We start from the raw sequence: 26,313 nt of genomic DNA, 5'->3' as shown, positions 1-26,313 counted from the left end.
TAAAGAAATTACAGTGAGTTTACGAACCGAGGATGACTTTTCGTAGGGCGCTTTCGGGAAGTCGCCTAGTTTCTGGGTACTTCGCGGACGAGGCTCACCATGCCCATATTTATTCACATAGCCAAATTTTATCATTCCTATACCATGAAAAGCAGAAACTCAGCTCATTGAGTTTCTGCTTTCTCTAAGTGGATTTAGATTTTATCCTTTAAGAAAAACCGTTTTTGTAGTTGTAAAGAACTCTTTTGCTGCTTGACCTTGTTCTCGCGAATAAGAGCTGGATGCCTTCATTCCTCCAAATGGTGCCTGTAATTCTACACCTGCTGTTTCCGAATTAATACGGACTAGTCCTGCTTCAATATCATCGATAAAGGATAGAATATGATCAATGTTTTTGGTGAAGATAGATGCACTTAGTCCATATTCCACATCATTAGCTAATTCAATTGCTTCTTCAACTGTATCTACTTTCATTAAAGCTAGAACAGGTCCAAAGATCTCTTCTTGAGCAATGGTCATATCAGTAGTAACACCATCAAAAATAGTCGGTTCAATATAGTAACCATCTTTCAGGCTTCCTTCTGTTAATTGATTACCACCAAGTACTAATGTTGCCCCTTCTTCTTGGCCTTTGGCAATATAATGCTTGACGGTGTTAAACTGTCCTTCACTTGCACATGGTCCCATCCAGGTTGATGCGTCCATTCCATCACCTACTGTAATTACTTGCGCCTTTTCGATTAAGCGTTGTTTGAATTGCTCATAGATACTGGATTGAACAATGACACGACTACTACAAGTACACTTCTGTCCCGTAGATTTCAGACCACCACTAAGTGTCGCATCTACTGCTGCTTCAACATCTGCATCTTCTGTTATGATTATTGGGTTTTTACCACCCATCTCAAGTTGATATTTACCACCACGAGCTGCAACAATTTTGCCAATATTTTTCCCTACATTATTAGAGCCTGTAAACGTAACAGCATTAACATCGGTATGCTCCGCTAAGCCTTGACCGATAACAGAGCCACTTCCTGTTATAAAATTAACAACTCCGTCTGGAAAACCTGCCTTATCAAAGCATTCGATTACCTTTGCAGCAGTTACTGCTCCTTCTGTGGCTGGTTTTAAGATAACGGTATTACCGTAAATTAAAGCAGGTGCCATTTTCCATATTGGGATTGCTACTGGGAAATTCCACGGTGTAATCACACCAACTACTCCAATAGGTACACGTTTACTAAACATTAGCGCACTTGCATCTGTGGATGGTATGACATCTCCATCAGAACGCATCCCTTCCCCTGCATAATATTTCAAGATTTGAATGCCTCGAGTCGTTTCTCCTTTTGCTTCCGGCAAGGATTTCCCCATTTCTTTCGTCATGGTTGTGGCGATCTCTTCCAAATTTTCCTCTAACATTGCTGCCGCTTTATATAAATAATTTCCTCTTTCAGCTCCTGCTACTTTTCGCCATGCTTTTTGAGCATTTTTGGCTTGTGCTACTGCCTGATCCAATTCAAAATTTGTCGAATTTTGCATACTTCCGACTACTTCATTTTTATTGGCTGGGTTGTAGCTTTCCAACACTTCACCGGACACCGTTTCTTTCCATTCTCCACCAATATAATTCAAAAATGCTTTACCACTCATATTAGACTCTCCTTTTTGTTAATATTGCTGACTAATTTAACTGGATTTCGTAATACACCAATCGATTCAATTTCAATTTCGATGACATCTCCCTCCTGTAACGTGAAGCTGTCATCTGGAATGATACATGTTCCCGTAAGCAAAGTTGTTCCATCTACAATGTCATTATCCTTTATTAAATAGGAAACTAATTCGTTATAAGTCCTTTTCAACATAGAGGTATTGGCGGAACCTTTCGATATTACTTCACCATTGCGTTGAATGCGGCATTCAATTTCTAGACTATAAGGATTCTCTATTGTATCCGCTAACAATATTGCTGGACCAATGGAACAAGAGTGTTTCCACATCTTAGCCTGTGGTAAATAAAGTGGGTTCTCTCCCTCGATGTCACGGCAACTCATATCATTTCCAATTGTATAGCCTAAAATTTCTCCATCTGCTTTTACCACTAAAGCTAATTCAGGCTCTGGTATTTGCCAAGTGGAATCTGTTCTAATTCCGACAGGTTCTTCTGGACCTATTAATCTACGTGCCGTAGATTTTAAGAAGATTTCAGGTCTCTCGGCATCGTACACCTTATCATAAAATGAATTGGTTTGAACTTTGGCTTCTCTGTTTCTTGCTTCCTTACTTTTTAAGTAGGTTACGCCTGCAGCCCATACTTCATCTGATAAAACAGGTGCTAATAACTCTAAGTCAAAGAAATCTAGTGAGATTGGTTGCTTATTTATGATTTCCTCTTCAATCATTTGACTGCAACTTTTGTTAGCTTTATCAGCTTTTCGTATCAAATCTTGAAATGAACCTTCAGATAATTCAAAAATATCATTGTCATAAGTAACCGCGGCTAACTTTGCTACACTAGCATTTTTTTTGAATCGGATAACCTTCATTTTATTTTCCTCCTATATAGTAATTAAATAACAACCATTACCCATCTCTCTTTGGTTTTACAATATAAAACTGGGTTCTTAAATATAGTTATTAAAAAATTTATCTGTCTACAGATAAATTTTTCTATTACCTAACGCTCGAGAAATTTCAGAACATGTTTGTTTTAACGTAGTGACAATTTCCTGTTCTAATGTTGGGGTAATCGTCTGTTTTGTAGTAGAAATACTAATAGCAGCGACCACATTATTGGTATGATCAAATATAGGTACTGCAATACAGTAAATACCAGGTTCATTTTCCTCATTATCTACCGAATAACCTTGCGTCCTTACTTTTGTTAATTCATCTAGGTATACTTGTTTATCTGTAATCGTGTTAGTCGTTTGGGCAAAGAACTCATAATCTTGTAAAAGTTCATCTATTTCCCCTTGTTGTCTAAAGGCCATTAAAGATTTTCCAACAGCACTACTATGAATGGGTACCCGCTTCCCAATTCGGGAATAAACTACTGCAGAAGCACCTTCGACCTTATCAATATAGACACCATACATACCTTCTAGGATAACTAAGTGTGTTGTTTGGCCGGTTGTAACAGATAAATCGATCAGGTATTTTCGGGCTATCTCTCTTATGTCCATACTATTTAACATGAACTGGCCACGTTCCAGGAGTTTCAATCCTAAGCTATATTTGCCATTATCCGCATCCTGTTTAATATAGTTATGCTCTTTTAATGTTTTTAATAACGAATGTGTTGTACTTTTGTTTAAGTCTAATTTTCTACTGATTTCTGTAATTTTCATTTCACTGTATTGTTCATTAAATAAATCAAGGATTTTTAATGCTCTATCGACAGACTGTATGATTGGCATATTTATGTAACCTCTTTCATCATTTGCTTTCTTAAGATTATATCATATTAGTTTTATATATTCAAAAGTGTTTTTAAATAATTGAACTTACTTATACCAACCTATTATAAACGGTGGTAGTCTATTAAACTATTATCTATTTATACTTTTTTCGTCCAAAAGAAGCTCATCCAATATATTGGTCCATATCATTTTTATTTTTTCAAATAGTTGTTGGGGGGATTCCAACAATTGACATTAAAATTTATACAAATATAAGCTTCTATTTCTTTCTCTTACATTCTGTCTTATTGGAATGAATTTGTATTTGCTAATTTTTTTATCTATTGTAATCCAATCATAAATATTGCGACTTTTACACAATGTTCAGGCAATAAGAAATAGGTAAAGTAGTGAAGCACAAACAACTAATTTGGATAGAAACAGTTTTGAGGGATAATAGCGGAAATTCACTCTAAATGATGTACTAACTAATAAAGGCTCTAGCAAATGCTAGAGCCTGCTATCCATTTAATTTAGAAATGCCAAATACAAGACGAAGATAACAAATAGGAACCACATCACTGGGTGAATTTCTTTTGCTTTACCTTTAGCTACTTTTGTAATCGGGTAGAAAATGAAACCTACCGCGATACCTGTTGCGATACTGTATGTCAATGGCATGGTTATAACTGTTAAAAACGCTGGTACAGCCACATCAAATTCATCCCACGGAATGTCTTTTAAGGATGATGCCATTAATACGCCTACAATAATTAATGCTGGTGCTGTCACCGCAGAAGTAACTACTCCTAATAGTGGTGAAAAGAATAACGCTAAAATGAACAATAATGCTGTTATAACTGATGCGAAACCGGAACGTCCGCCCGCACCAACACCTGTTGCAGATTCTACATAAGAAGTGGTTGTTGATGTTCCTAGAGTAGCACCCACTACAGTAGCAGCTGAATCTGAGAATAGCGCTTTTCCTGCTCTTGGTAGTTTATTATCCTTTAATAAACCTGCTTTCGAGGCAACTGCAACCAACGTACCTGCCGTGTCAAAAAAGTCTACGAATAAGAATGTTAAAATTACGACTAGCATTTCTAAGGTAAATACTTCCCCTAAATGAGCAAATGCAGCACCGAGAGTCGGAGCTATACTAGGTACAGGAGCAACAATTCCATCAGGAGTGGGTACCTGACTAAAGATCATCCCTACAATGGCTGTGATGATCATACCGTAAAATACTCCACCTTTTAACCCTAAAGCAAGTAAGATAACCGTGATAATAACACCAAAAACAGCTAATAATGTCGGACCTGCCGTAAGATCACCTAATGCAACCATTGTTGATGGGTCCGCAATGATAATTTCTGAATTTTGAAAACCAATAAATGCAATAAACAAACCAATACCTGCACCTACTGCCATCTTTAAAACAGGAGGAATCGCATTAATGACTTTTTCACGAATACCTGTAAGTGTCAATATAATAAAGATAATACCTGATACAAAAACACCTGCTAATGCTGTTTCCCATGGAATTCCATGACCTAAAACAACTGTATAGGTAAAAAATGCGTTCAATCCCATCCCAGGTGCAAGTGCAATGGGGTATTTTGCAAAAACACCCATAATTAACGTACCAATTGCTGCTGCTAGAGCTGTCGCAACGAATACAGCATCTCTATCCATCCCAGTTCCATCTGCAGCTAACATATCAGGGTTAACAAATAAAATATAGGCCATAGCTAAGAAGGTAGTAATACCTGCTACTGTTTCCGTACGATAGTTTGTCCCCAATTGATCAAACTCAAAATACTTTCTCACTTTATCTTTCCTCCTTTTGGTTCATTGGCCAAATAAAAAAACACTCTTAAAAATTCCAAGAGTGCTTTTACAATTCGGCGTAGTCTAAATAAAAAAATATATCCTACATCCTCCTCGTAGTCAGAGCAATTTACGGTGCTCTGGTAGAAACTCTTGGGCCATATTCCCAACATTATACGACGAATGATTATGGTTGATATGAAATTGCATTAATATATTACTATATTACTAGGCTGTTTTGATTTAGTCAAGACTAAATCCGAATATTCGTTTATTTTTCTATAGTATTGTTCGCTTTTACTTTCTCGAATATTTTTATACCTTCTGCAGTATCTTCTATCAGAACCGGGCGATTTTTGTTTCGCCATAACTTATAACAATAATAAAAATCCCCTACACAACCAGATGTATGTATCGCAAACAGGATAAAGATTGGCATACGATGGATCGGAAAAATAAGTGATAAACAGATCAGTAAACTAATGATAACAAAGGGCATGATGGCAATCATCGCAAATTGTTGTTTTGTATATTTCGTGCCAGGATTAGCTGCATAAAGCATACCACTTTTAAAGCCATATTTTACTTTGGCTTCTGGAGCAAACACTTTAAAAAAGATGCCGTGAATCCATTCATGCAAACAAAAGGTAATGATTAGACAAATAAAAAAGATGAAGAAGCCTAAACCAGTAAAAGAAATAGACCCTTCTGATGAGAAGAATAAACCAACAACTAATAATAACAGGAACAACATAATAGACCATACATTTAGCCAAATAACAAGCTTTCGATTCACCATGATGTTGATTTCATCGATCAACTTTAGGTTCATTTATATTCCACCTTTTTTCCTTTATTTTAGCATAAATTGAAATAGAAAATCCTAGGTCTTTGCAATTTTAATGTTTTAAGAAAAGGTAAATGTTTCCATTTCATCTCGCATTTCTTCTGATTCATAGCTCTGCGCGGTAAAGTTGGATTAACTGGAGTATGTATTTATGGAAATGTTGAGTTTACCCTGAACAAAAATCCGCCTGTGAAGTCGTTCTGTTGGTCAGAGCCATTGAATACGATGTTTTATACTTTCCTTACAAGCAAGAAAAAAGTCGCAACATTTTTTTAATGTCGCGACTTCTTTTCAATACTCATAATATTACTTTTCTTAAAAGGACTTTCAAATTTTACGTGACGTAATAAATTCTTAATCAGTGCTGTGATAACAAAAATCACAATTAAAATTAATGTGATCGTAGCTCCCGGGGGAGTACCTACTTCATAGGAAGCGACTAAACCACTTAACATCCCAATTAGTGCAATAACTATTCCAATTAAAATAACACCATTGAAACTTTTACTTAAGCGCATTGAGATGGCAGCGGGAAGAACGATGACGGCTGAAACTAGTAAAGCCCCAACGATAGGCATAATCACAGCAATGGTTACTCCTGTTAATACATTAAATAAAACAGACATCGTTTTAATAGGTAAACCTGCGGTGAAAGCTGTTTCTTCATCAAATGTCAAAATATACATAGGCTTTCGAAAAACTAAATATAGCAGCCCAATAATAAGGGTTAATATTAATAACATCCATACTTGCTGATCACTTATGGTGACAATGGAACCAAATAAAAATTGATTCATACTTAAAGTTGCCCCGCCTTCATTTAATCCCATCAGGACTAATGCTAGAGCCATTCCGGCTGACATCAAAATCGCAATAGAAACCTCCGAATAGGTGCGATACACCGCACGCAAATATTCTAGCACTATTGCAATCATCGCCACCACTAAAATGTTGGTCCACGTCGGATTGACACCGATTAACAAGCCAAGTGCTACACCTGCTAAGGAGACATGTGATAAAGTATCTGCCATTAGAGACTGTCTACGTAAAATTAAAAACAACCCTAATACAGGTGCAATTAATGATATTAGGAGTGAGGCTTGGAAAGCTCTTTGCATGAATCCATGGAAAAACATCTCCAAGGTGAGTCCTCCTTCCTCACTAGCTCAATATGTTTATCAGCGTAATGTCGAATTTCTTCATGATCGTGGGTAACCATTAAAATTCCCTTACCATGTTCACTGCTATTGTGCTTCAATAATTCATAGAATTCTTCACGAGAATTCACATCCATTCCCGTTGTAGGCTCATCCAACACAAACAAATCAGGATCTGTTGCAAATACACGCGCGAGAGAAATCCGCTGCTTTTGTCCACCAGATAACTCCCCTATTTTATTATGACGCATGTCCCACATTCCTACTGATTCAAGTGAACGTCTAACATGGTCTCTGTCTTCTTTATCTAAACGTTTAAACCATTTGCCCCTTTGATAGCGACCAGATTGCACAAGTTCCAGTACAGTACTTGGAAACCCCGCATTAAAGGATGCAACTTGCTGGGAAACATATCCGACAACTAGTTTCTCACCAAAACGATTTTTGGAAGCAATTCGGACACTACCTTTCGACGGCTTAAGTAAGCCCAAAATATTGCGCAATAGTGTCGTTTTTGCTGCACCATTTTCCCCTGTTAGCATTACAAAATCTTCTGCATCTACTTCAAATGAAATATTCTCTAACACTGGTTCCTCTTCATACTGAAAGGCTAGGTTCTTCACTTCAATATAATGCACCATTAAGCGACCTTTCTTTTATTATATTCTTTCGACTTATGATTTAAGAAGCCTATGTTTCCGATCTTTACTCCAATTATTGAACACTTAACTGTAAAGCTTCCAAATTCTGACGCATCGCATCCACGTATCCTAGATCCTCTGCTTGTAATTCTTCAGACAATACTTCTAAATCATACAAAGCTGCTGTCTCTGTCCCTGTTTCAGTAGCGACAGTTTCTGCTATTGCTGAATTAGCTCCCTGTTGATAATAAATAACTGGAACATCATGTTCTTGCACTAGGTCTGCAATCTCAGCAATACGCGATGGACTTGGTTCTACTTCTGTGGATAAACCACCAATAGCGATTTGCTCTAAATTGTAACGTTGTGCTAGGTATCCAAATGCTTGATGTTGTACGACAAAATCACGATCCTCTGCCTCTTCAAGAGCAGTTTGATATTCCTTATCTAATGCTTGCAGCTCTTCATTAAAGGCTTCCGCATTTTCCTCATAAATTTCTTTCCCGTCAGGATCTGCTTCAATTAGCGCGTCACGAATAACATTCACTTGCTCTTGTGCCAATACTGGGTCTAACCAAATATGTGGATCGTGTGATTCATGATCATCAATCAAAACGGACACCGGCTCTGATTTCGCATACGTATTATGATCGTTGTCATAAAGTATCGCTTGAACTTCGAAACTTTCTCCAGTCGTTTCATACTCAAAATGATCGGTTTGTTGACCAGATACAACTTCCCATTCCTCTTCTTCACTTTCACGTGTAAACCAGTGCCAATGATCATACTCTACATCTTCATCGACCTGTGCAACAAGTGTAACTACATCTCCTGTATGATAGTGATCCGCCAAGCCGGCGATTTCAATGGTATCACTTCCATGTTCATTATCTTGACCAGATTCCTCATCATGAGCATGTTCCTCTTCTTGACCATGTTCGTGGTCATGCCCTTCTTCTTCACCATGGTTATGATCGTGTTCTTCTTCGCCATCTTCGTGATCGTGTCCATCATGATCATCAATGACAATTTCTACTGGTTCTGATTCTGCACATTCATTATGTTCGTCATCGAAAAGTACCGCTCGGAGTTCAAAACTTTCTCCTGAGGCTTCATATTCAAATTCAGGTCCTCCTTGATCCGGAACAGTTGCCCATTCCTCATCAGCACTTTCCCTTGTATACCAGTGCCAGTGATCATATTCTACATCTTCATCTAAATCCGCTGTTAATTCGATCATGTCACCAGTATGATAATGATCCGCAACACCTTGAATGTTTATACTTCCAGCAGCTTCTTGATTTTCCTCGCCCTCATGATCATGGCCTGAGCTTTCAGTATTAACTAAATCCACACCATCTGCTGTACGAGCAATTACAAGATCATCGTTCTCTACTGTATTTAATAAACTCTCTACCCAATGTTCCATTTCTTCACTGCTATATACAAATGCATCTGCTTCATTAACACCTGCTACATCTTGTGCGCTTGGTTCATAGTGGTGCGCATCTTCTCCGGCAGAGACAATCAGTGATACATCTGCTCGATCCCCCGCTACTTGTTGAGTAAATTCATACATTGGATAAAACGATGTGACAACCGATAACTTTTCATTTGCAGTGCTTTCATCCTCATTTTGATTACATCCCAAGAGAGTAGCACCCATAATGAAACTAAATAAAACGGTGACTAACCAATTTCTTTTCATTATCATTCTCCTTACATTACTTTATACGTAATGATTACGATTTAAACGCTAAAAAAATACCTTTTTTATATTCGGTCCCCACTTTGTTATTCTTTTTTAAGTAAAACTTCCTTCAGCAAGGATTTGTTCATCGCTTAAGGTTAGAGAAAATCTTACAAGGATATTTGCACCTATTATTCTCACATTTTCTTAACGACAATTAACACCGTTCAAATAATTAATGTGCTAGCATTTCCTGAACGATTCCATCCTTATCTAAATCGGAAGGATAATACGTTGGCCAATTCGTAACTTCCTCTAACAGTTCTTCACGATCATCTCCCCAATATAAGTGAAAATGATGAGAATCAACCGGGAATATATTATGATCACTAAACTGAATGTACTGAGGCATTTCATCTGATCCATCCACTAATTCAAATATAAATCGAACCCCTCTATTACCTGCTTCATAAGTGAGAATCTCGTAACCATCTGATTCGTATTCTCCTGAAGATTCATTCCCATTTTCAAAAAAGGTTACCTGACCATCCTCAATAATAATGCGCTCGACATCAGTTTCGTAACCAACAGTGTAGTACTCTTTGTACTCTTCTGCTGTCATATCACCATCTTCTGCTTTATGTTCAAACACTTCGTCTAAATCTCCAGATAAAAGATATGGATAAACCGATTGCCAATCTCCTTCCCAATCAGACAATTCACGATCTTCTACTTGACTATCTTCAAAATAACCTTCATAGATTTGTTGGCTTGCTTCATCATGTCCATGATGATCATCAATGATAACTTCAACTGGTGCGGACTGAACACTAGGCTCGTGATCATCGTCGAATAAAACAGCTTTAATTTCTAAGCCGTTTACTGTCGCTTCTCCTGTAAACGTTTCTGTCTCTTGTCCTGAAACAACTTCCCATTCAGCGTCTTCACTTTCTCTACTATACCAGTGCCAATGATCGAACTCTGAATCTTCCTCTAATACTGCAGTTAGCTCAATTGTATCTCCTGTATGATAGTGGTCGGCAACTCCTTTGATTTCAATGCCTTCTGGTGCTTCAATATTTTCTTCTTCATCTTCATGATGATCATGTTCCTCATCTGTATGTACTTCTTGTTCTCCTTCCTCTGTTCCATCTACTTGCTCACCTTCTGAACCTTGACAAGCTGTTAGGTAGAAACTAATTAACAATAAGATTGATAAACTAGTAAGTAATCTTTTCATTTTTTCTTTCCTCTCCTATACATATATTTGGTAAATCGTAATGATTACGTTTTTGAATAATAACACTTGCTACTCTTCTCTGTCAAGAATTTTAGACCTAAAAAAATTAAGACATTCCAATTTCAATGATGTTTTTATACATTTTTTTACATAAAGTGAGACTATGATCAAGTTGTTAGCGTCTGTTGTCACTAAACTTATCCTTGTGTTACTTGAATCTTGAAGTGAGGGTTTTATAGACATTTAGCACCGTGATAAAAATTTCTATTAAAATATGAAACTATAAGGATCTACATTCATCACAATAACCATAAATCTCAAATTTATGGTGTGTAATTGTAAACCCTTCTGGAGTATCCGTGATAGCATCCATTGGACACATTTCTATTTTTTCCACTGCACCGCAATCGGTACAAATAATATGATGATGATGGTCAGATGAACATTTAAAGCGATAATGTTTCTCTCCACTTAGTTCGGTTGACTCTATAATATCCAGTTCTTCAAATATTTTTATATTACGGTATATCGTATCTACACTTAAATAGGGATAATCCTCAACAATTAACTTAAAGATACCTTTGGCAGATAAATATCGATTTTCTTTAATGAATATTTTTAGCATTCTTTCTCTTTTTCTTGTATTTTTATATCCTTTCTTTTCCAGCCTATTCAATGCAACAGTAATATTCATTAAAAATCTCCTCCTTACTATTAACCTGCTTATCGGAAACTTTAACTTTTCAACACATTCTGTAAATTGTATTAAAAGCTAGTAGATTAACCTTAATGGAATAACTAGAATGTAGTGTACTCTTTTGTGTTTTTTAATGCTTTATCTAAAGCTTGCCAAGTCATTAATGCGCAATTATGTCTTGCTTTTAACGGATGGACTCCTTGCAACGATAAACTATCACCCAAATCAATCTTTTCTGGTTCTTCTCCATGTCGGATTAAATCTTCAAATCCTTTCCTTAGAGAAGCAACTTCTTTTAATGGTTTATTTTCGATCAATTCGGTCATCATAGATGCAGAAGCCATGCTAATACTACAACCTTCGCCAAGAAACGCTGCTCTCCTTACACGGGCATCTTCAAGATCCAAAAACAAAGTCATAACATCGCCACAAGTCGGATTTTTATAATGAACTCTTACAATATTTTCACCTTTTAATTCTTCAAAATTTCTCTTATATTTATAATGGTCCATAATCACTGTTCGGTACAAGTTATCAAGCATTGTGAACTCTCCCTTCATTGTGAGTGTCCAATCAGCTTTCTTTATTTCACTGAAAGCAAATTATTAGCCTTTCATTTTGATACTCTAAGCACTCGTTCTTTGTCTTTAGAAACTCCTGTAGATATACCTGGCGTACGTTCGAAACATTGGCCTCGAAAGATATGGCTTACTTTTTCTGTATAATTCTCATCGACAAGAAGTGAATTAATAAAGTGGGGCGAATCCTTTGGTTGCAAATCCTTGTACCATGTTCCTTTTGGATAGTCGATAACAACACACTTATCTTGGCATCTTCCATTACACCTTGTTCGTGTTGTATGAATGGTATCATCTAGATCTCGGTCTGCAATTTCTTTTCGAAGGGTTTGTGTTAATTCCTCTGCTCCATTCTGATTACAAGTACTACCGTTGCAGATAAAGAGATGATGCTTCGTATTTCTCAAATCCCATGTTGTCATTACAAAAACCTCCAAACATTATCATTAATTTCATCTGGTTATAGACTTAACCGTTTTATGGAATTTGTAGTCTGTTTACAACATTATTAATCTCGCTTTACTTTTAGCTCCTTGCTCTTAGCAACACATTGTTCATATATGTTATTTATACTCACTGAAAGCACTCCTTTATATGAAGCATAAATTCTACTATCCAGAATAAATCCATTAGACCTCGGGCGTAAATAGTAATGGTTACGATTTATAAAATGTATGATCTTATGATTACCTTTTTTATAAAAATTATTTACTAATCTTGCACAAGCTAGATTAGTAAATAATTTCCGAATATCCTTTCCGATAGTAATGATTGAATTATGTAGATAGTGTCTGTTAATTTATACATTTCAGTTCCAAATTCGGTAAGCGTAAAATAATCCACACCAAAGAATAGATGTAGACTATTTTACACTTACTTTTATAATATACTAATCAACAAAAACAGATTTAATTGTTGATCTCTACCAAATATAACAACCTCCAAAAAGTTTGTCACAATAATATAGGCATATATCAAAAAAACAAATCCAATGAATAAAGCCATTCTTATTTGTAAAAATATCCACTAGGTAAACGACACAGCTTATTCAAAAACATCTTTTGCCACATGAAGGAATTCCTTTACTGCGGGAGAAGAATTCTCAATAGATTGACAAGCAAGTGCCACTTCACGGTTGTTTTTAATATTTAGTTTACTAATTTTTATGTTTTTCTGCGTCTTTAAAAATAATTCTGGACCAATAGTAACACCGAGTCCTTCTTGCACCATATTGGCAATCGTTGTACAGTCACGCACTTCAAAACGGATAGAAGGTTTCATTTGTGCATCTTCAAATAACTCTTCTACGTGAGATTGGTACATTCCTGTCGGCATAATAAAAGACTGATCCATTAAATCCTTCATACTCACTGTTTCCTTGGTATGGAATTGATGATCTGGATGATAAGCTACCACCATATTGTCTTTAATTAAAGGTACCAAATCGAAATCTGGGTTTGATTTTCCTTTTACAACAAATCCAATATCGATAATACCTGAACTCAGCCACTCTATTATTTCTTCATAGGTTCCTTCGTAAAACTTGAATTCGATTCTAGGATATTTCTTCTGGAACTTGGATAGCAATTTAGGTAATAAGCAGGAAGAAGCACTTGCAAACGTACCAATACGAATGATTCCGGTCTCTAAATTAGTTGCTAAGGCAATTTCTTGATTAATACTCTCCATTCTTTTCAATATTTCTCTCATATGAGGAAGGACTTTTTGCCCAACTTCTGTCAGTGTTATTCCTTTTCTACGGTCACGTATTAACAGGGGGACAGCTAATTCAGATTCTAAACTAGCTACAGCATGACTTACTGCTGATTGCGTCATATTTAACTTTTCAGCTGTTGCAGTAAAGCTCCCCAGCTCAACTACTTTTGCAATAATTTCAAAACGAACAATAGTCATGAGTTTTTACTCATCTCCCACATTAAAAATATCAATTTTACTTATATTAACACAGTCCTTACAATAAAGACAGTGTTCAAATCAAGGGGGAATATACAAAATGAAAAATCACATAAATCAATTTATTATTATCCTTTTAGCTTTAGGGGCTTTTGTAACAGGAACAGCAGAGTTTGTTGTTTCTGGAATTTTAGAACTAATTTCTTTTGAATTGGACGTTCCTATTTCATTAGCTGGTCAGTTGATTACAATTTATTCTTTATCTTATGCCATCGGAGCACTAGTCTTGGTTATGTTAACTTCTAAATTTGATCGTAAGAAAGTGCTTTTATATGCCATCGTTCTATTTATTCTAGGAAATCTAGTTGCATTTTTTAGCTATAATTTTGTCTTTCTTATGTTATCCAGAGTTATTATGGCGTTGAGTGGAGGACTATATATAGTTGTTGCCACCAATTATGCTGCTCAAATTGCAGTTCCTGAAAAAAGAGGTAGCGCGATGGCAACAGTAATTACAGGTTTTACTGTTTCATTAGTACTTGGAGTGCCTACCGGGACATTTTTAGCCGGATATTTTGATTGGCATTACATTTTCCTAATTATTGCTCTTGGCACAGTTTTATTGTTGATAGGACTTTATAAATTATTACCGGCGATAGAAGGAAATCAACCACTTCCGTTTAAACATCAGTTACAAATTTTGAAAGATACACGAGTTCTCACTGGTTTAATGACAACGATTTTTTGGATTTTAGGATATACCATGGTGTTTGCCTATATTGCTCCATTGTTAAATCATACGGCTGGCTTTTCTATAGAGATGACAAGTATTGCATTATTTGTTTTAGGCTCTTTTGCTTTTATTGGCTCACGTTTTGGAGGCTATGCCGTAGATAGATGGGGGCCAAATCGAACGATATCTATCAGCCTATCCGTTCATATCGCTGCTTTACTTTTGTTAACATTCACACAGAACACTACTCTTGGTGTATTTATCACATTAGCTGTTTGGGGAGTAGCCACATGGACGACAACGCCAGCAAAGCAATTTTATTTAGTCTCCCTAAAGCCACAGTCATCTGAAACAGTGTTGAGTTTCAATACCGCATTAATGAATGTCGGAATGATGTTGGGATCTGCATTGGGTGGAATAATTATTCAGTATACAAGTATCGTTCATTTAAGTTGGATTGGTGGATTATCGGTAGTGGTCGCTCTTATTTCAATTAAATGTTCTTTCTCTTTACATGAAGAGAATAAGTAATCCTATAACCACGTAAGAATTTTCAAGCAAGTTTAGTGGTATGGGATATAGTAGTGAATCGCTGAGGCAGCACTTATAACAGACTTGTACCATGAAAAGTTTCAAGATTATTATTAACCTGAAATCCTTATCTACAGTCTTGATTTTCAATGTTTCACAGACTTAGAAAACGAGAATCGAACAGAAGATAAAACTTGATTCTTTTTTTAAATCTCCCAGTTAAAAGTATTAATGTTAAAAAACCTGTTAGTCAATATCCTGGGTGGATTGTACATGAGACTAACAGGTTTCAATCAGGTATTCGTTAACAATGTTCAGTTTGAAAGAGTCCTTGCACAGGAGTATTATTATTTTTTACTGGTAGCGTATTCTGTACTTCTGAAGCGCCCAACTCTCCTCCATATACTTCCTACTTTTCCGTAACGGATTGGTTGCTCGATAAATCGCCAAGAAATCGATGCGACCAAAAGAGTAATTCCAATTTGTATCAAAATATGAAATATGGAATTTTCCCCACCTGACATCGGGAAGAACAAAACTAAAACTGGGTAATGCCAAATATAAATTCCATATGAACGAACACCGAGCCATCGTAACAGCTTAAACCCCAAAATGCGACTAATCCTAGTTGATGGATGAACCGCTGCAGCTACAACTACAGCTGAAGCAATACACTGAAGCACCATCCCGCCACGGTAAAGAAAAGCTTCATACTGATTGGTCTGCCAAATCATCCAAAATAAAATAACAAAACTAATTGCTCCAATTATATCCAAGAAAATACGCAGACCTTTGTGATCGGCAATCCTCCCCTCAAACATTTGGCTAGGTAAGCATAATGCAAGTATCGCTCCAATCAGCAAGGCAAACGCACGAGTATCAGTCCCGAAATATACCCTGCTTGTATCCATTAATCCCGGTTGATAAAAGAATGCCATTCCTAATACGGAAGCTAATGTACCAACAAGGATAAACCCAATAAGCAGCTTGCGATTATGAACGAAACGTAGTCCAAGTAAGAGCAAAAATGGCCAAACCAGATAAAACTGCTCCTCGACAGCCAGTGACCAGAAATGTAATAGAGGTGAAGGCTCACCAAAATTAGAAAAATAGCCAACATCATTAAAAATGAACCACCAATTCGTAACATAAAAAAACGAAGCTATAAAGTCACCCCAAATATTGGTTAATTGGGAAAAATAAAACAGCAACATCCATACCGCCACTACAATCAATACAAAGATTTGTCCCGGTAAAAGGCGTCTAGCACGTCTGATCCAAAAATGACGCAAATTAATCTGTCCGTTATTCATCCATTCCATATTCAACAGATCTGTAATGAGATACCCAGATAAGACAAAAAACACGCCTACACCTAAAAAACCTCCAGAAGCCCATTCAAAATTGAGGTGGTAGGCGATCACTGCAAATACAGCGATCGCTCTTATCCCATCTAATCCCGGCATATAACGACTTTTCTTGATTTCATTTCCAGCCATTTCTACTTTACCCTTCATTGCTTTGAGAAGACTGGACATGTTCTTTAATATGGTTCAACAAAATAGGATAAAAATCCGTCTTGAAATGTATTCCATCTTCTTTATACAGAGTCTGATTTTTTTCGAATATAGAAGACAAATCGATGTAATCAATCTTCTCAGTTACCGCCATTTTTTCAAGTTCCTTATTATAGTCTGGGATATGTTTATAACGTGGTTCTGTCTTTATTGCTTCTTTTGTCACCGGGGGAACCGATAAAACATGTATCTTCGCATTCGGCAGATTTTCCTTTAACTTTTCTATTAATTTAGCGTAATTCTTTAATGAATCTTTCTTCGGATTGTCTACAGGCATTAACAAATCATCTGAACCCAACATGATATATACATGTTCCGGTTTTTTATTTGCAATATTAGCAACTTCTTCAATGGCGAATAGAGCTGTGGCACCTGCATTGCTAATAACATTAGATTCTTCCAACACATCAGATAAACCGATTAAAAGTGAATCACCCAAAAAAACACTTTTACTATAAAAAGATTTATACGATTCCTTCACATCAGTAGTAACTGTTTCTTTTTCGTCCTGATTGTTTCCGCAGGCAGTAGCAAATATTGCAAAGACTCCAATAAGCACACTTAAAACTACTTTTTTGACCATAACAATGTACCTCCTAAATTTTTGGATTAAAGGACACTAAGATGCCTTTGTTAAAACAAACATGGTTTCTGTTACATGAGAAAGATTAATATAAGGAAATAAAGATGAGGTAAAGACGAGGACAATATCATTTAAAGAATGACAAATGGTTGTTTTGGCAAGAAATTGTCGTAATAAAAAACATCCGTACAATACTTTTGGTAAAAGTGCATTGTACGGATGATTCAAATGATTAGAATAGTGGTTTGCTCTCCAACGTCAACACTTTCAGCTACCTCTATAAGCAAAGGTTTTGTCAAAAGAACAAATAGAGCATTCTTTTGAATTCGCTCGGGGAGCCAATAGATGTAATTAAAAAGTATCCCGCTTCGTAAAATTCCGTAAACCATATATTAATAAAACTATGAATGTCCCAATCAATAGTGTATAAAATAATAAGTAAGATTGAATAGGTGATTCGTCTTCGGGTGACATGGCTAGCATAGGTTGTGTCCAAGGATAAATCTGCCCTAAAGGTGTGCTGGCAACAATAATTGCTGGGAGAGTAAAAACAATACTAACAGCTAATGGTATGCCAAATGTTTTAGCCCTTATGGATATAATTAGTTGTAGAAGAATCAATGGCAAACAAGCTAAAATCCCCCTAATCATGAACTCAAATATTGTAAATATCGGAAGACTGCCTTCTACTCCTTTTATAAACCCGAATCCTATAAAAAGGATTAATAAGATGATCATTGTAATAACTACCATTTTTACCACTGTTAGAAATTTCCCTAAAAAGATCTCCGAATGTTTAATCGGTAAGGCTAATAGTTGCTTCCATCCGCCCCCGACATGTTCACTTCTACAAACAAGAGCTGTGTAAATCCCAACTAGGATTGGCAATACAAAAGGGCCCATAAACAACGCTACTTGTGTCCACGCTTCGATCCATGCATTATCTCCAGGTTGCATAAAGAGATCATAGTTTTTAAAGAAATTAATATAAGCCAGAAACACACCTAATAAGGGACCTATTAAGTAAAGTAACCATAACTTGGAGCGTTTTAATTTTAATTGTTCAACATATAAAATATTTTTCAAAGTAATCTCTCCTTACTGGACATTTCGTTTAGCAAAATGCCTAGAACCTATAAATATTAGGATTATACCTAATATTAAATTGATAACGAGGTAGGCTGAAAAATCCGGATTATACCCTATACCCTCATATTGCAATATAACCGTTGATGATTGGATTGGATAAGCTAAAGGGAACCACCTTGTTGTTTGAGCAGCTGCTAAAAAAAGACCCATAATAGCTGAAATTGAACCAATAAGAATCGAGAAAGCCTGATTTTTAATGGTCATGGATAACCAAAATTGAAAAGCCATCATTGGTAATACTGTGATCAACATACCGTAACAATCGCCCATCAATAACACCAAAGGAATATTTCCTTCAAAACCTAGTAACTTTCCTAATAAAACCATGCCAATTAGAAAAATAGTAGTGGACAGGAATAGACTAATCGTAAGCCAAATAAATTTACTCAAATAAATTTTCCCTCTTGATATAGGCATTGAAAGTGTTTGTTTCCATCCATTTGCCTGATGTTCAATATTGGCTATCACTGATGCAGCAAGTGTGACAGCTAATGGGCAACCTAGACCAAATAATAAACTATTGTCATACAATAAAAACATCCACATAGAACCTGCACCGAACATCTCAGCTTGTTTTTCCACAAACTCGGCACGATAAGTGAAATTCACCAATTCATATGCCAAGATAAGTAAAGGAACCAATAAAACAATAATCAATAACGACGAACGTTTTAGTTTTAATTGATCTGCTTGTAATATCTTTTTCATAAGCTTCCCTCTGTACCAGTTAATTCCAGGAAGATATCCTCAAGAGTTTTTGTCACTTCTTCAAGTCGATATACAGATACACCCGCATGAACCAAAATGGAGTTAATTTCTGAAACAAATGCTGGTTCCGTTTGAGATAACCACAAGAAATCACCTTGTAAATTAGCCTTTAATTTTCGTTCTTTTAATATTTCATTTGCTTTCATTCCATCACTAACTCCTACTTTTAATAGAGGTTTCCGCTTTTGTCTTAAGCGTTCAATAGAGTCCTGGAAAATCATTTTTCCATTGTTAATGATCCCCACTTGTGTAGCCATTTGGTCAATTTCACTCAACATGTGGCTGGATACAAGGACACTCATTCCTGCCTTCGGTAATTCTTTTATCAACTCTCTAATCTCTTGGATACCCGACGGATCTAAACCATTAGTCGGTTCATCCAGTATTAATAAATCTGGATTACTAAGCATTGCAACAGCAATCCCCAGACGCTGCTTCATTCCAAGAGAATATTCTTTGGTTAGTCTGTTTGCCACTTTAGTTAATCTTACAATTTCCAACACTTCATTCACACGTTTTTCTGGAAGATCTCGTAACCTACGAACCGCCTCTAGATTTTCACGGCCAGTTAAGTTTCCATAGTAAGTTGGGGACTCCACTAACGATCCGATCCGTTGTAAAATTTGAAGACGATTCTTTTTCAGGCTTTGACCAAAAATTTTAATAGTTCCCTGTGTCGGTTTTATCAAACCTAGTAACATTCGAATCGTTGTCGTTTTTCCAGCCCCATTAGGTCCAAGAAATCCGTAAATTTGTCCACGCTCGATCCGTAAATTGATTCCATCTACAGACGTATGCTTCATATACTTTTTGGTTAGATCATTTGTCATTAATATTTGTTCATTCATCTTTTCCTCACCTCATTTCTATCGTAAACGAAATAAATTAAACATGAATAAAACTTTCCCTAAACATTTGCTTAACTATTTATTACTAATATTTTTCTATCTAGATTACATACTTAGAATGACTTGGGTTATGGAGTGATTACACTTTTCAGAAATTTGAACAGGATATAAATTCTTTACTCAACAGTCTCCTTTTATTTATGATTAATGTACAATAGAATGAAGATAGGAAGGAAGATGAAGTGTGACTTTAAAAATCGAAGATCATAAAATTCTTATCGTTGATGATGATCAGTATATTTTAGATTTATTAATGACAGTATTTGAAAAAGAAGGTTTTCAAAATGTCTTAATAGCCACTACTGGAGCAGAAGCATTTTCAATGACAACACAAAATACTCCTCACATTTTATTGTTAGATGTTATGTTACCTGATATAGACGGCTTTACTCTATGTGGCAAAATTCGTTCGGAGACAGATGTGCCTATATTGTTTCTTACAGCGAAAACCACAGATTTAGATAAGTTGCAGGGGTTTAGCTTTGGAGGAGATGACTATATCACAAAGCCTTTTAATCCATTAGAAGTTGTAGCTCGTGTGAAAGCTCAATTAAGACGTTCTATTCAAATTCCATCTCAACGTACACGAAAACAAATTTACGATTATGGTTTTTTTAATATAGATCCTAATACTGGAAGACTTATTGTTAATGGTGCACGGGTAGAGTGTCCTACTCAGGAAATGAAACTTTTACTCTACTTTTGCGAACACCCTAACCAAATTTTAAGCAAGCATCAAATTTATAAAGATGTATGGGGAGAATTATATGGTGGGGATAGTACAGTGATGGTACATGTACGACGTTTGCGTGAAAAAATAGAAGAAGAGCCAAGTAGGCCGAAATGGATAAAAACAGTTCGAGGATTAGGATATATATTTGAATCCAATACAAATGAGGAATGGTTGTGAAATTAAAAAACCGTGTTGCCTATTACTTCGTATCACGACTTTTCTGGTTAATGCTTATTTGGGGCTTACTCATCGTACTCAGTGTTATCTTGTTCAGCTTTTTTCTTGGTCATAACAAACAAGAAACTCCACGATTATCGATTAGCAACATCGTTGAAGATACGATTGTTGTGGATCAAAAACTTTCAATAGGCTCGAAGACAAAAGAGGATTTGGTAAAAAACAACATGTGGGTGCAAGTATTGGATGGGCAAGGCAATGAGGTCTTCTCCTTTAATGCGCCTAAAAGTATACCAAATCATTATACACCCGGGGAAATAGTGTCTGATTACTTGTATCCTGCTAAAAAGGGTTTTCAGTTGTCTACATGGTATAAAACGATAGGTAATCAGGACCTAACATGGGTTTTAGGGAAACCGATAACAAGTAATAATCCTTTTCAATATTGGGTGAATAATCTATGGGTTCTCTCCATCATTATAGTCGGAATATTAATTGCCTTATTCTTCGGAAAAAAATTAGGTGCTCCCTTGCTTTATATCGTATCTTGGATTGAAAATCTATCAATAGGCAAATATGAAGAACCTTATTATTATCGGAAATTTAATTCAAAGCAACGCCGGAGACATAACACCGAATATAAAACGTATCAAGAGTTGACGCAGGCTCTTTCCAAGCTCACATCAACCCTTCAGAGAAATACAGAAAAACGAGAGTTATTAGAAAAGACAAGGGAAGAATGGATGACAGGAGTCTCACATGACCTTAAGACGCCTTTGTCTGTTATCAAAGGCTATACTGTACTCCTTTCTTCGCATGAACATGATTGGGAACAAGACAAAGTACGTCACTTTTCAAAAATCATGACAGAACGTGTGGAGTATATGGAACAACTAATTGAAGATTTCAATTTAACTTTTCAATTGAAGAATGATGCGATTCCGATACAACTTGAACAAAAAAACCTCGTTAATGTTCTCAAAGATATTTTAGAACAACTGAAAAGATTGCCAGAATCAAAAAATAAGGTGTTTTTATTTGAAACGAATAAGGAACAAATATTTCTTGATATGGATATGAAATACTTAAAGAGAGCATTTGAAAACTTAATCGCTAATAGTATTAAACATAATCCGCCTAATACGAAAATTAAGGTCATACTGCAAGAAGACCTGTCTCATTTAAGACAAATTCGTATTTTAATTGAAGATGATGGAGTCGGTATGGATCAAGAAACGATTGAACATTTATTCGACCGGTACTTCCGGGGGACGAGGGCAACTTCTGATAATTCCGGAACAGGATTAGGAATGGCCATTGCAAGGCAAATTATTATAGCTCATGGCGGAGATATTGAAATAAATAGCAAACCTCAACTGGGAACCCAGTGCAATATTACTTTTCTACAAGAGGAATGATTAATCCTGTTTTTTAAGAAAAAGATAATTGGGACATAAAGATGTACAGACCACCTCAGGGGACTTATGGACCCCTTTATCCAAACAGTAACTTTCAAGTTGCCAATAGGTTAAGTAATGTGATTCCGTTTAAAAACAAGCGAGGATACACAAATTGAACATTACAGCAGTAACCAATTTGTGAGAATTTTCGAAGTGTGGCATAACTGTCCACAGAGAATATAAAAGCCCTAAAAACCCAGTGTTAACAAGGATTTTAGGGCTCCTATTATTATTCCCATTCTATAAAGTTTTTAGAGACTTAGGTAACACATCCCTTGATTTAATAGCACTTTGATACAATAGAAAGTAATTAAAACGGATGAAAACGGTTTAAGTGATGACCTTTCTGTCTGACCTCTCCCACCCTCTATCTAAATTCACCCATCTATTATTTACTATCACCTCAAATAATACCAACATCATTTATATATATTACCACTATAATGAGTCTCTATGAAGAAAAAGGCAACTATATTAACTGTTATTCTCCTAGCTTTAATCGGTAACGGCAGCGGATCATATTATATATGCTGAGAACCAAATTGCTGCAGCTATGAGTACCTTAAATGAAGAACAAGAAGCTTGAGTATCTATAAAAAATGACACACAAAACATAATATCTGATGAGGGATATCTACAAACGGATTTATCTGACGAATCTATCGTTGGGGTGTCGATTATCTTATTTGTCTATGGTTGACAATAGGAGTTTCACCTCCTTTATTTTCAAGAATTATAAGTAACGAATACAATGAACATAGAGGAACAGCTTTGGGGCTTTTTAATTTTTATTCGGTATACAGGTATCGAAATCGGTGTAATGTTCGCCGGACCTATCTAGTTCTATCACCTTTTGTTGTGTAGGTATCATACTTTTTCTCGCTTCCGTTTTATACTATTCTAGTTAAGGGCACGTGTAGCTAAAGAAACAGGTGAATTAAAGGAAGCGCACAATTTAAAACCACTTGCTATCCTCTTTTAGAAGTGCGTTTTGCTTGTTAAAACGGTATAAACTCGGTAATAATAAGAAAACACATTTTTAAAAAATCGGAGGATTAAACTATGTTCGTCTATACACGAAAAGCAACAATACATGACGCAGAAGCAATCATGTCGATTTTAAATGATGGAATTGCCTATTTACAGGAGCAAGGGGTGCCACAATGGCAAAATGGGGATGGCCCGACACTTGAATTAATTAAACAGGATATCAAAAAAGGATATGCACATGTCTTAATCTATGATAACAAGGTAGCGGGGTACGGTGCGTTAGTTCCTGGACCAGAAGCGCCTTACGAAAATATAACGGAAGGATCGTGGGAAGAACAAGAAGATTCTTACATCGTTATCCATAGAATTGCGGTAGATTTACATGTCCGTGGGAAAGGGTTATCTAAAATATTATTACATGATTTAATTGTACTCTCACGTCAAATGGAATTTAAAGATGTGCGTGTTGATACATATCCGAAAAATGAGATTATGCAAAAAGTGATTGTGAATGCAGGATTTAATTATAGTGGAATGATCTATTTTCCTATTGAACACGGTGAGCGTAAAGCATATCAGCTTTTGCTTGATTGATAGTTAGCCTAAAAATAGCCCAAACCTGATGGTATGGGCTATTTTTTACTTATTTAGTCAAAACATATAATACCTTGATTTTCAATTGCTTGGGCGTGCTTATTACCTATACCTTTCACTCGTTTTAAGTCACTGTATGATGAAAATGGACGGAGACTAACAATTTGCGATGCTCGTTCAGGACCAACCTGGTAAATAGCTAAATATTCTCTTTTTTTATTCCCACTCAATAGTAGCTGGTGGCTTACTTGTCACATCATACAGCACACGATTAATATGATCCACTTCATTAACTAATCGAACAGATATCTTCTCCAAAATATCCCATGGAATACGTGCCCAATCAGATGTCATACCATCAATCGACGTTACAGCACGGATACCAATCGCATAATCATACGTACGCGCATCTCCCATAACACCTACACTGCGAATGTCCGGTAAGACCGTGAAATACTGCCAGATGTCACGATCTAATCCAGCTTTTTTAATTTCTTCACGTAAGATCGCATCTGATTCGCGGACAATTTCAACTTTCTCTGGCGTAATTTCACCTAGTACACGGATACCAAGGCCAGGTCCCGGGAATGGTTGACGCCATACGATCTCATCAGGTACTCCAAGTTCTGTTCCTAAAGCACGTACTTCGTCTTTAAACAACGTATTTAATGGTTCAATTAATTGAAATTCCATATCTTCCGGCAACCCGCCAACATTGTGGTGAGATTTAATCGTTTGAGCAGTTTCCGTACCACTTTCGACAATGTCTGTATACAGCGTTCCTTGAGCTAAGAAATCCATGTTCTCTAGCTTTGCTGCTTCATCATCAAAAACATAAATAAATTCATTACCAATAATTTTACGCTTCTGTTCAGGGTCGGACACACCTTTTAACTTGGAAAGGAAACGTTCCTGGGCATCGATTTTGATAATATTCATATTAAACTGATCACGGAAGGTGCGCATTACTGTCTCACCTTCATCTTTACGTAATAAGCCGTGATCAACAAAAATACATGTTAACTGATCACCGATCGCTTTATGAATAAGTGCTGCAACAACAGAAGAGTCAACACCACCACTTAATGCACATAATACATTACGGTCACCGACTTGCTCTCTAATTTTGTCTACTTCCATATCAATGAAGTTTGCCATTGTCCAATCGCCTGCACAGTTACAAGCTTGGAAAACAAATGATTTTAATAAGTCATTGCCATACTCGGTATTGCGTACTTCTGGATGGAATTGTACACCAAATAGCTGCTTATCTTTATTACTCATTGCTGCAACTGGTGTAGAAGAGCTTGTTGCTTCAATATCAAAGTCTTTTGGCGGCTCGATAATCTTGTCACTATGGCTCATCCAAACTACTTGTTCTTCCGGAGTTCCTTCAAAAAGTAATGCTCCCTCTTTAACATGAATATCTGCTTTACCATATTCGCGCTCATTGGCACGTTCTACTACACCACCGAAATGATGGGTCATCAACTGCATGCCGTAGCAAATACCTAAAACCGGTATTCCTAAATCAAAAATACGCTCATCGCAACGGAAGCTGTTTTCACCGTACACGCTATGAGGGCCACCTGATAAAATAATTCCTTTTGGATTCATATCTTTTATTTCATCGATTGTTAAACGATGAGAATGCAGTTCACTATATACCCCAAATTCACGGATACGTCGTGTAATCAATTGATTGTATTGACTACCAAAATCTAATACTAATATCATTTCGTTATTTACTTCCAAGTTGTCCACTCCTTCAGTTTGATTCCATTCTATATCATACATGCATGATGATAGTTACTCATTAATTGTTGTGAAATCTCTATCGTTTATTGCGAAATTCACTATCTTTATTGCGAAATCCCTATTGTTTATTGCGAAACTCGCTACCTTTATTGCGAAATCTTTATCATAAAAAATCTGCCTTTCTTCTTAATAAACAGAAAGGCAGAAATCCCGGCAAGACCCCCGCCTTCATAGTCCGAACATTTATGGTGTTCCGGTAGAAACGTTTGAGCCTTATTCTCAAACATATATGAAGGTGATGTGATGATGCAGGGAAGACTGCATCGAATATTCGCTTTAATTTTTATCTAT

Annotated in this window: 23 protein-coding genes and 2 riboswitches; of the genes, 4 read left to right on the top strand and 19 right to left on the bottom strand. The window is 36.3% G+C overall.

Features of this window, described 5'->3' with window-relative positions; all coding sequences use genetic code 11:
• Positions 1–201 precede the first annotated feature (201 nt).
• The 13 genes from gucD to J5J03_RS17325 all read right to left on the bottom strand — a co-directional run bounded on the left by gucD (position 202) and on the right by J5J03_RS17325 (position 14,001).
• A complete protein-coding gene (gene gucD, locus J5J03_RS17385) occupies positions 202–1,656 on the bottom strand; it encodes an alpha-ketoglutaric semialdehyde dehydrogenase GucD (RefSeq protein WP_208591240.1) in 1,455 nt (484 codons plus the stop codon).
• A complete protein-coding gene (locus J5J03_RS17380) occupies positions 1,653–2,552 on the bottom strand; it encodes a fumarylacetoacetate hydrolase family protein (RefSeq protein ID WP_208591239.1) in 900 nt (299 codons plus the stop codon). Before J5J03_RS17380 ends, gucD begins: the two co-directional genes overlap by 4 nt.
• Positions 2,553–2,660: 108 nt before the next feature.
• The gene (locus J5J03_RS17375) at positions 2,661–3,425 is read right to left on the bottom strand and encodes an IclR family transcriptional regulator (protein WP_208591237.1); all 765 of its coding nucleotides are present in this window, start codon (positions 3,423–3,425) and stop codon (positions 2,661–2,663) included.
• 510 nt (positions 3,426–3,935) lie between these two features.
• The gene (locus J5J03_RS17370; protein ID WP_208591235.1) at positions 3,936–5,237 is read right to left on the bottom strand and encodes an NCS2 family permease; all 1,302 of its coding nucleotides are present in this window, start codon (positions 5,235–5,237) and stop codon (positions 3,936–3,938) included.
• A 97-nt stretch (positions 5,238–5,334) separates the two neighbouring features.
• Positions 5,335–5,437, bottom strand: a riboswitch (purine riboswitch).
• A 71-nt stretch (positions 5,438–5,508) separates the two neighbouring features.
• Positions 5,509–6,069, bottom strand: coding sequence for a DUF3267 domain-containing protein (locus J5J03_RS17365; protein ID WP_208591233.1), 561 nt, complete (start codon positions 6,067–6,069; stop codon positions 5,509–5,511).
• A gap of 287 nt (positions 6,070–6,356) precedes the next feature.
• A complete protein-coding gene (locus J5J03_RS17360; protein ID WP_208591231.1) occupies positions 6,357–7,226 on the bottom strand; it encodes a metal ABC transporter permease in 870 nt (289 codons plus the stop codon).
• The gene (locus J5J03_RS17355; RefSeq protein ID WP_231710802.1) at positions 7,172–7,882 is read right to left on the bottom strand and encodes a metal ABC transporter ATP-binding protein; all 711 of its coding nucleotides are present in this window, start codon (positions 7,880–7,882) and stop codon (positions 7,172–7,174) included. The genes J5J03_RS17360 and J5J03_RS17355 overlap by 55 nt, the downstream gene beginning before the upstream one ends.
• A gap of 73 nt (positions 7,883–7,955) precedes the next feature.
• On the bottom strand, positions 7,956–9,590 hold the full coding sequence (locus J5J03_RS17350; RefSeq protein WP_208591230.1) for a metal ABC transporter solute-binding protein, Zn/Mn family: 1,635 nt from the start codon (positions 9,588–9,590) through the stop codon (positions 7,956–7,958).
• 217 nt (positions 9,591–9,807) lie between these two features.
• Positions 9,808–10,812 carry a ZinT family metal-binding protein gene (locus J5J03_RS17345; RefSeq protein ID WP_208591226.1) on the bottom strand — a complete coding sequence of 335 codons (1,005 nt, stop codon included), beginning with the start codon at positions 10,810–10,812 and terminating at the stop codon, positions 9,808–9,810.
• A gap of 280 nt (positions 10,813–11,092) precedes the next feature.
• A complete protein-coding gene (locus tag J5J03_RS17340) occupies positions 11,093–11,506 on the bottom strand; it encodes a Fur family transcriptional regulator (RefSeq protein ID WP_208591225.1) in 414 nt (137 codons plus the stop codon).
• A 104-nt stretch (positions 11,507–11,610) separates the two neighbouring features.
• Positions 11,611–12,051 carry a Fe-S cluster assembly sulfur transfer protein SufU gene (gene sufU / locus J5J03_RS17335; RefSeq protein WP_208591224.1) on the bottom strand — a complete coding sequence of 147 codons (441 nt, stop codon included), beginning with the start codon at positions 12,049–12,051 and terminating at the stop codon, positions 11,611–11,613.
• 71 nt (positions 12,052–12,122) lie between these two features.
• Positions 12,123–12,509, bottom strand: a complete 387-nt coding sequence (locus J5J03_RS17330) for a (2Fe-2S) ferredoxin domain-containing protein (protein ID WP_208591223.1) — start codon at positions 12,507–12,509, stop codon at positions 12,123–12,125.
• Positions 12,510–13,131: 622 nt separating this feature from the next.
• Positions 13,132–14,001, bottom strand: a complete 870-nt coding sequence (locus J5J03_RS17325) for a LysR family transcriptional regulator (RefSeq protein ID WP_208591222.1) — start codon at positions 13,999–14,001, stop codon at positions 13,132–13,134.
• A gap of 100 nt (positions 14,002–14,101) precedes the next feature.
• Between J5J03_RS17325 and J5J03_RS17320 the strand changes: the two genes are divergently transcribed.
• A complete protein-coding gene (locus J5J03_RS17320; protein ID WP_208591221.1) occupies positions 14,102–15,265 on the top strand; it encodes an MFS transporter in 1,164 nt (387 codons plus the stop codon).
• A gap of 347 nt (positions 15,266–15,612) precedes the next feature.
• On the opposite strand, the gene J5J03_RS17315 is transcribed toward J5J03_RS17320, so the two are convergent.
• The 5 genes from J5J03_RS17315 to J5J03_RS17295 form a co-directional block, all read right to left on the bottom strand.
• Complete coding sequence (locus tag J5J03_RS17315; RefSeq protein ID WP_208591219.1) at positions 15,613–16,764, bottom strand: acyltransferase family protein; 1,152 nt, start codon at positions 16,762–16,764, stop codon at positions 15,613–15,615.
• A gap of 7 nt (positions 16,765–16,771) precedes the next feature.
• The gene (locus J5J03_RS17310) at positions 16,772–17,425 is read right to left on the bottom strand and encodes a GDSL-type esterase/lipase family protein (protein ID WP_208591216.1); all 654 of its coding nucleotides are present in this window, start codon (positions 17,423–17,425) and stop codon (positions 16,772–16,774) included.
• A 351-nt stretch (positions 17,426–17,776) separates the two neighbouring features.
• Complete coding sequence (locus J5J03_RS17305; protein ID WP_208591214.1) at positions 17,777–18,511, bottom strand: ABC transporter permease; 735 nt, start codon at positions 18,509–18,511, stop codon at positions 17,777–17,779.
• 12 nt (positions 18,512–18,523) lie between these two features.
• A complete protein-coding gene (locus tag J5J03_RS17300; protein ID WP_208591212.1) occupies positions 18,524–19,282 on the bottom strand; it encodes an ABC transporter permease in 759 nt (252 codons plus the stop codon).
• Positions 19,279–20,190, bottom strand: a complete 912-nt coding sequence (locus J5J03_RS17295; protein ID WP_208591209.1) for an ABC transporter ATP-binding protein — start codon at positions 20,188–20,190, stop codon at positions 19,279–19,281. The genes J5J03_RS17300 and J5J03_RS17295 overlap by 4 nt, the downstream gene beginning before the upstream one ends.
• Before the next feature lie 256 nt (positions 20,191–20,446).
• Between J5J03_RS17295 and J5J03_RS17290 the strand changes: the two genes are divergently transcribed.
• The 3 genes from J5J03_RS17290 to J5J03_RS17280 all read left to right on the top strand — a co-directional run bounded on the left by J5J03_RS17290 (position 20,447) and on the right by J5J03_RS17280 (position 24,204).
• A complete protein-coding gene (locus J5J03_RS17290; protein ID WP_208591396.1) occupies positions 20,447–21,160 on the top strand; it encodes a response regulator transcription factor in 714 nt (237 codons plus the stop codon).
• Positions 21,157–22,578: a sensor histidine kinase gene (locus J5J03_RS17285; protein WP_208591207.1), complete on the top strand. Its 1,422-nt coding sequence runs from the start codon at positions 21,157–21,159 to the stop codon at positions 22,576–22,578. Before J5J03_RS17290 ends, J5J03_RS17285 begins: the two co-directional genes overlap by 4 nt.
• Positions 22,579–23,682: 1,104 nt before the next feature.
• The gene (locus tag J5J03_RS17280) at positions 23,683–24,204 is read left to right on the top strand and encodes a GNAT family N-acetyltransferase (RefSeq protein WP_208591204.1); all 522 of its coding nucleotides are present in this window, start codon (positions 23,683–23,685) and stop codon (positions 24,202–24,204) included.
• 216 nt (positions 24,205–24,420) lie between these two features.
• Here the strand turns inward: J5J03_RS17280 and guaA are convergent, their stop codons facing one another.
• Positions 24,421–26,001: a glutamine-hydrolyzing GMP synthase gene (gene guaA / locus J5J03_RS17270; RefSeq protein ID WP_269435846.1), complete on the bottom strand. Its 1,581-nt coding sequence runs from the start codon at positions 25,999–26,001 to the stop codon at positions 24,421–24,423.
• 172 nt (positions 26,002–26,173) lie between these two features.
• Positions 26,174–26,275: riboswitch (purine riboswitch) on the bottom strand.
• Between the last annotated feature and the right edge of the window lie 38 nt (positions 26,276–26,313).

The organism is Gracilibacillus suaedae (assembly GCF_017599345.1).
GTDB lineage: Bacteria > Bacillota > Bacilli > Bacillales > Amphibacillaceae > Gracilibacillus > Gracilibacillus suaedae.
Note: the sequence above shows the minus strand (reverse complement) of the source record. Positions and strands in the feature narration are given on the sequence as shown.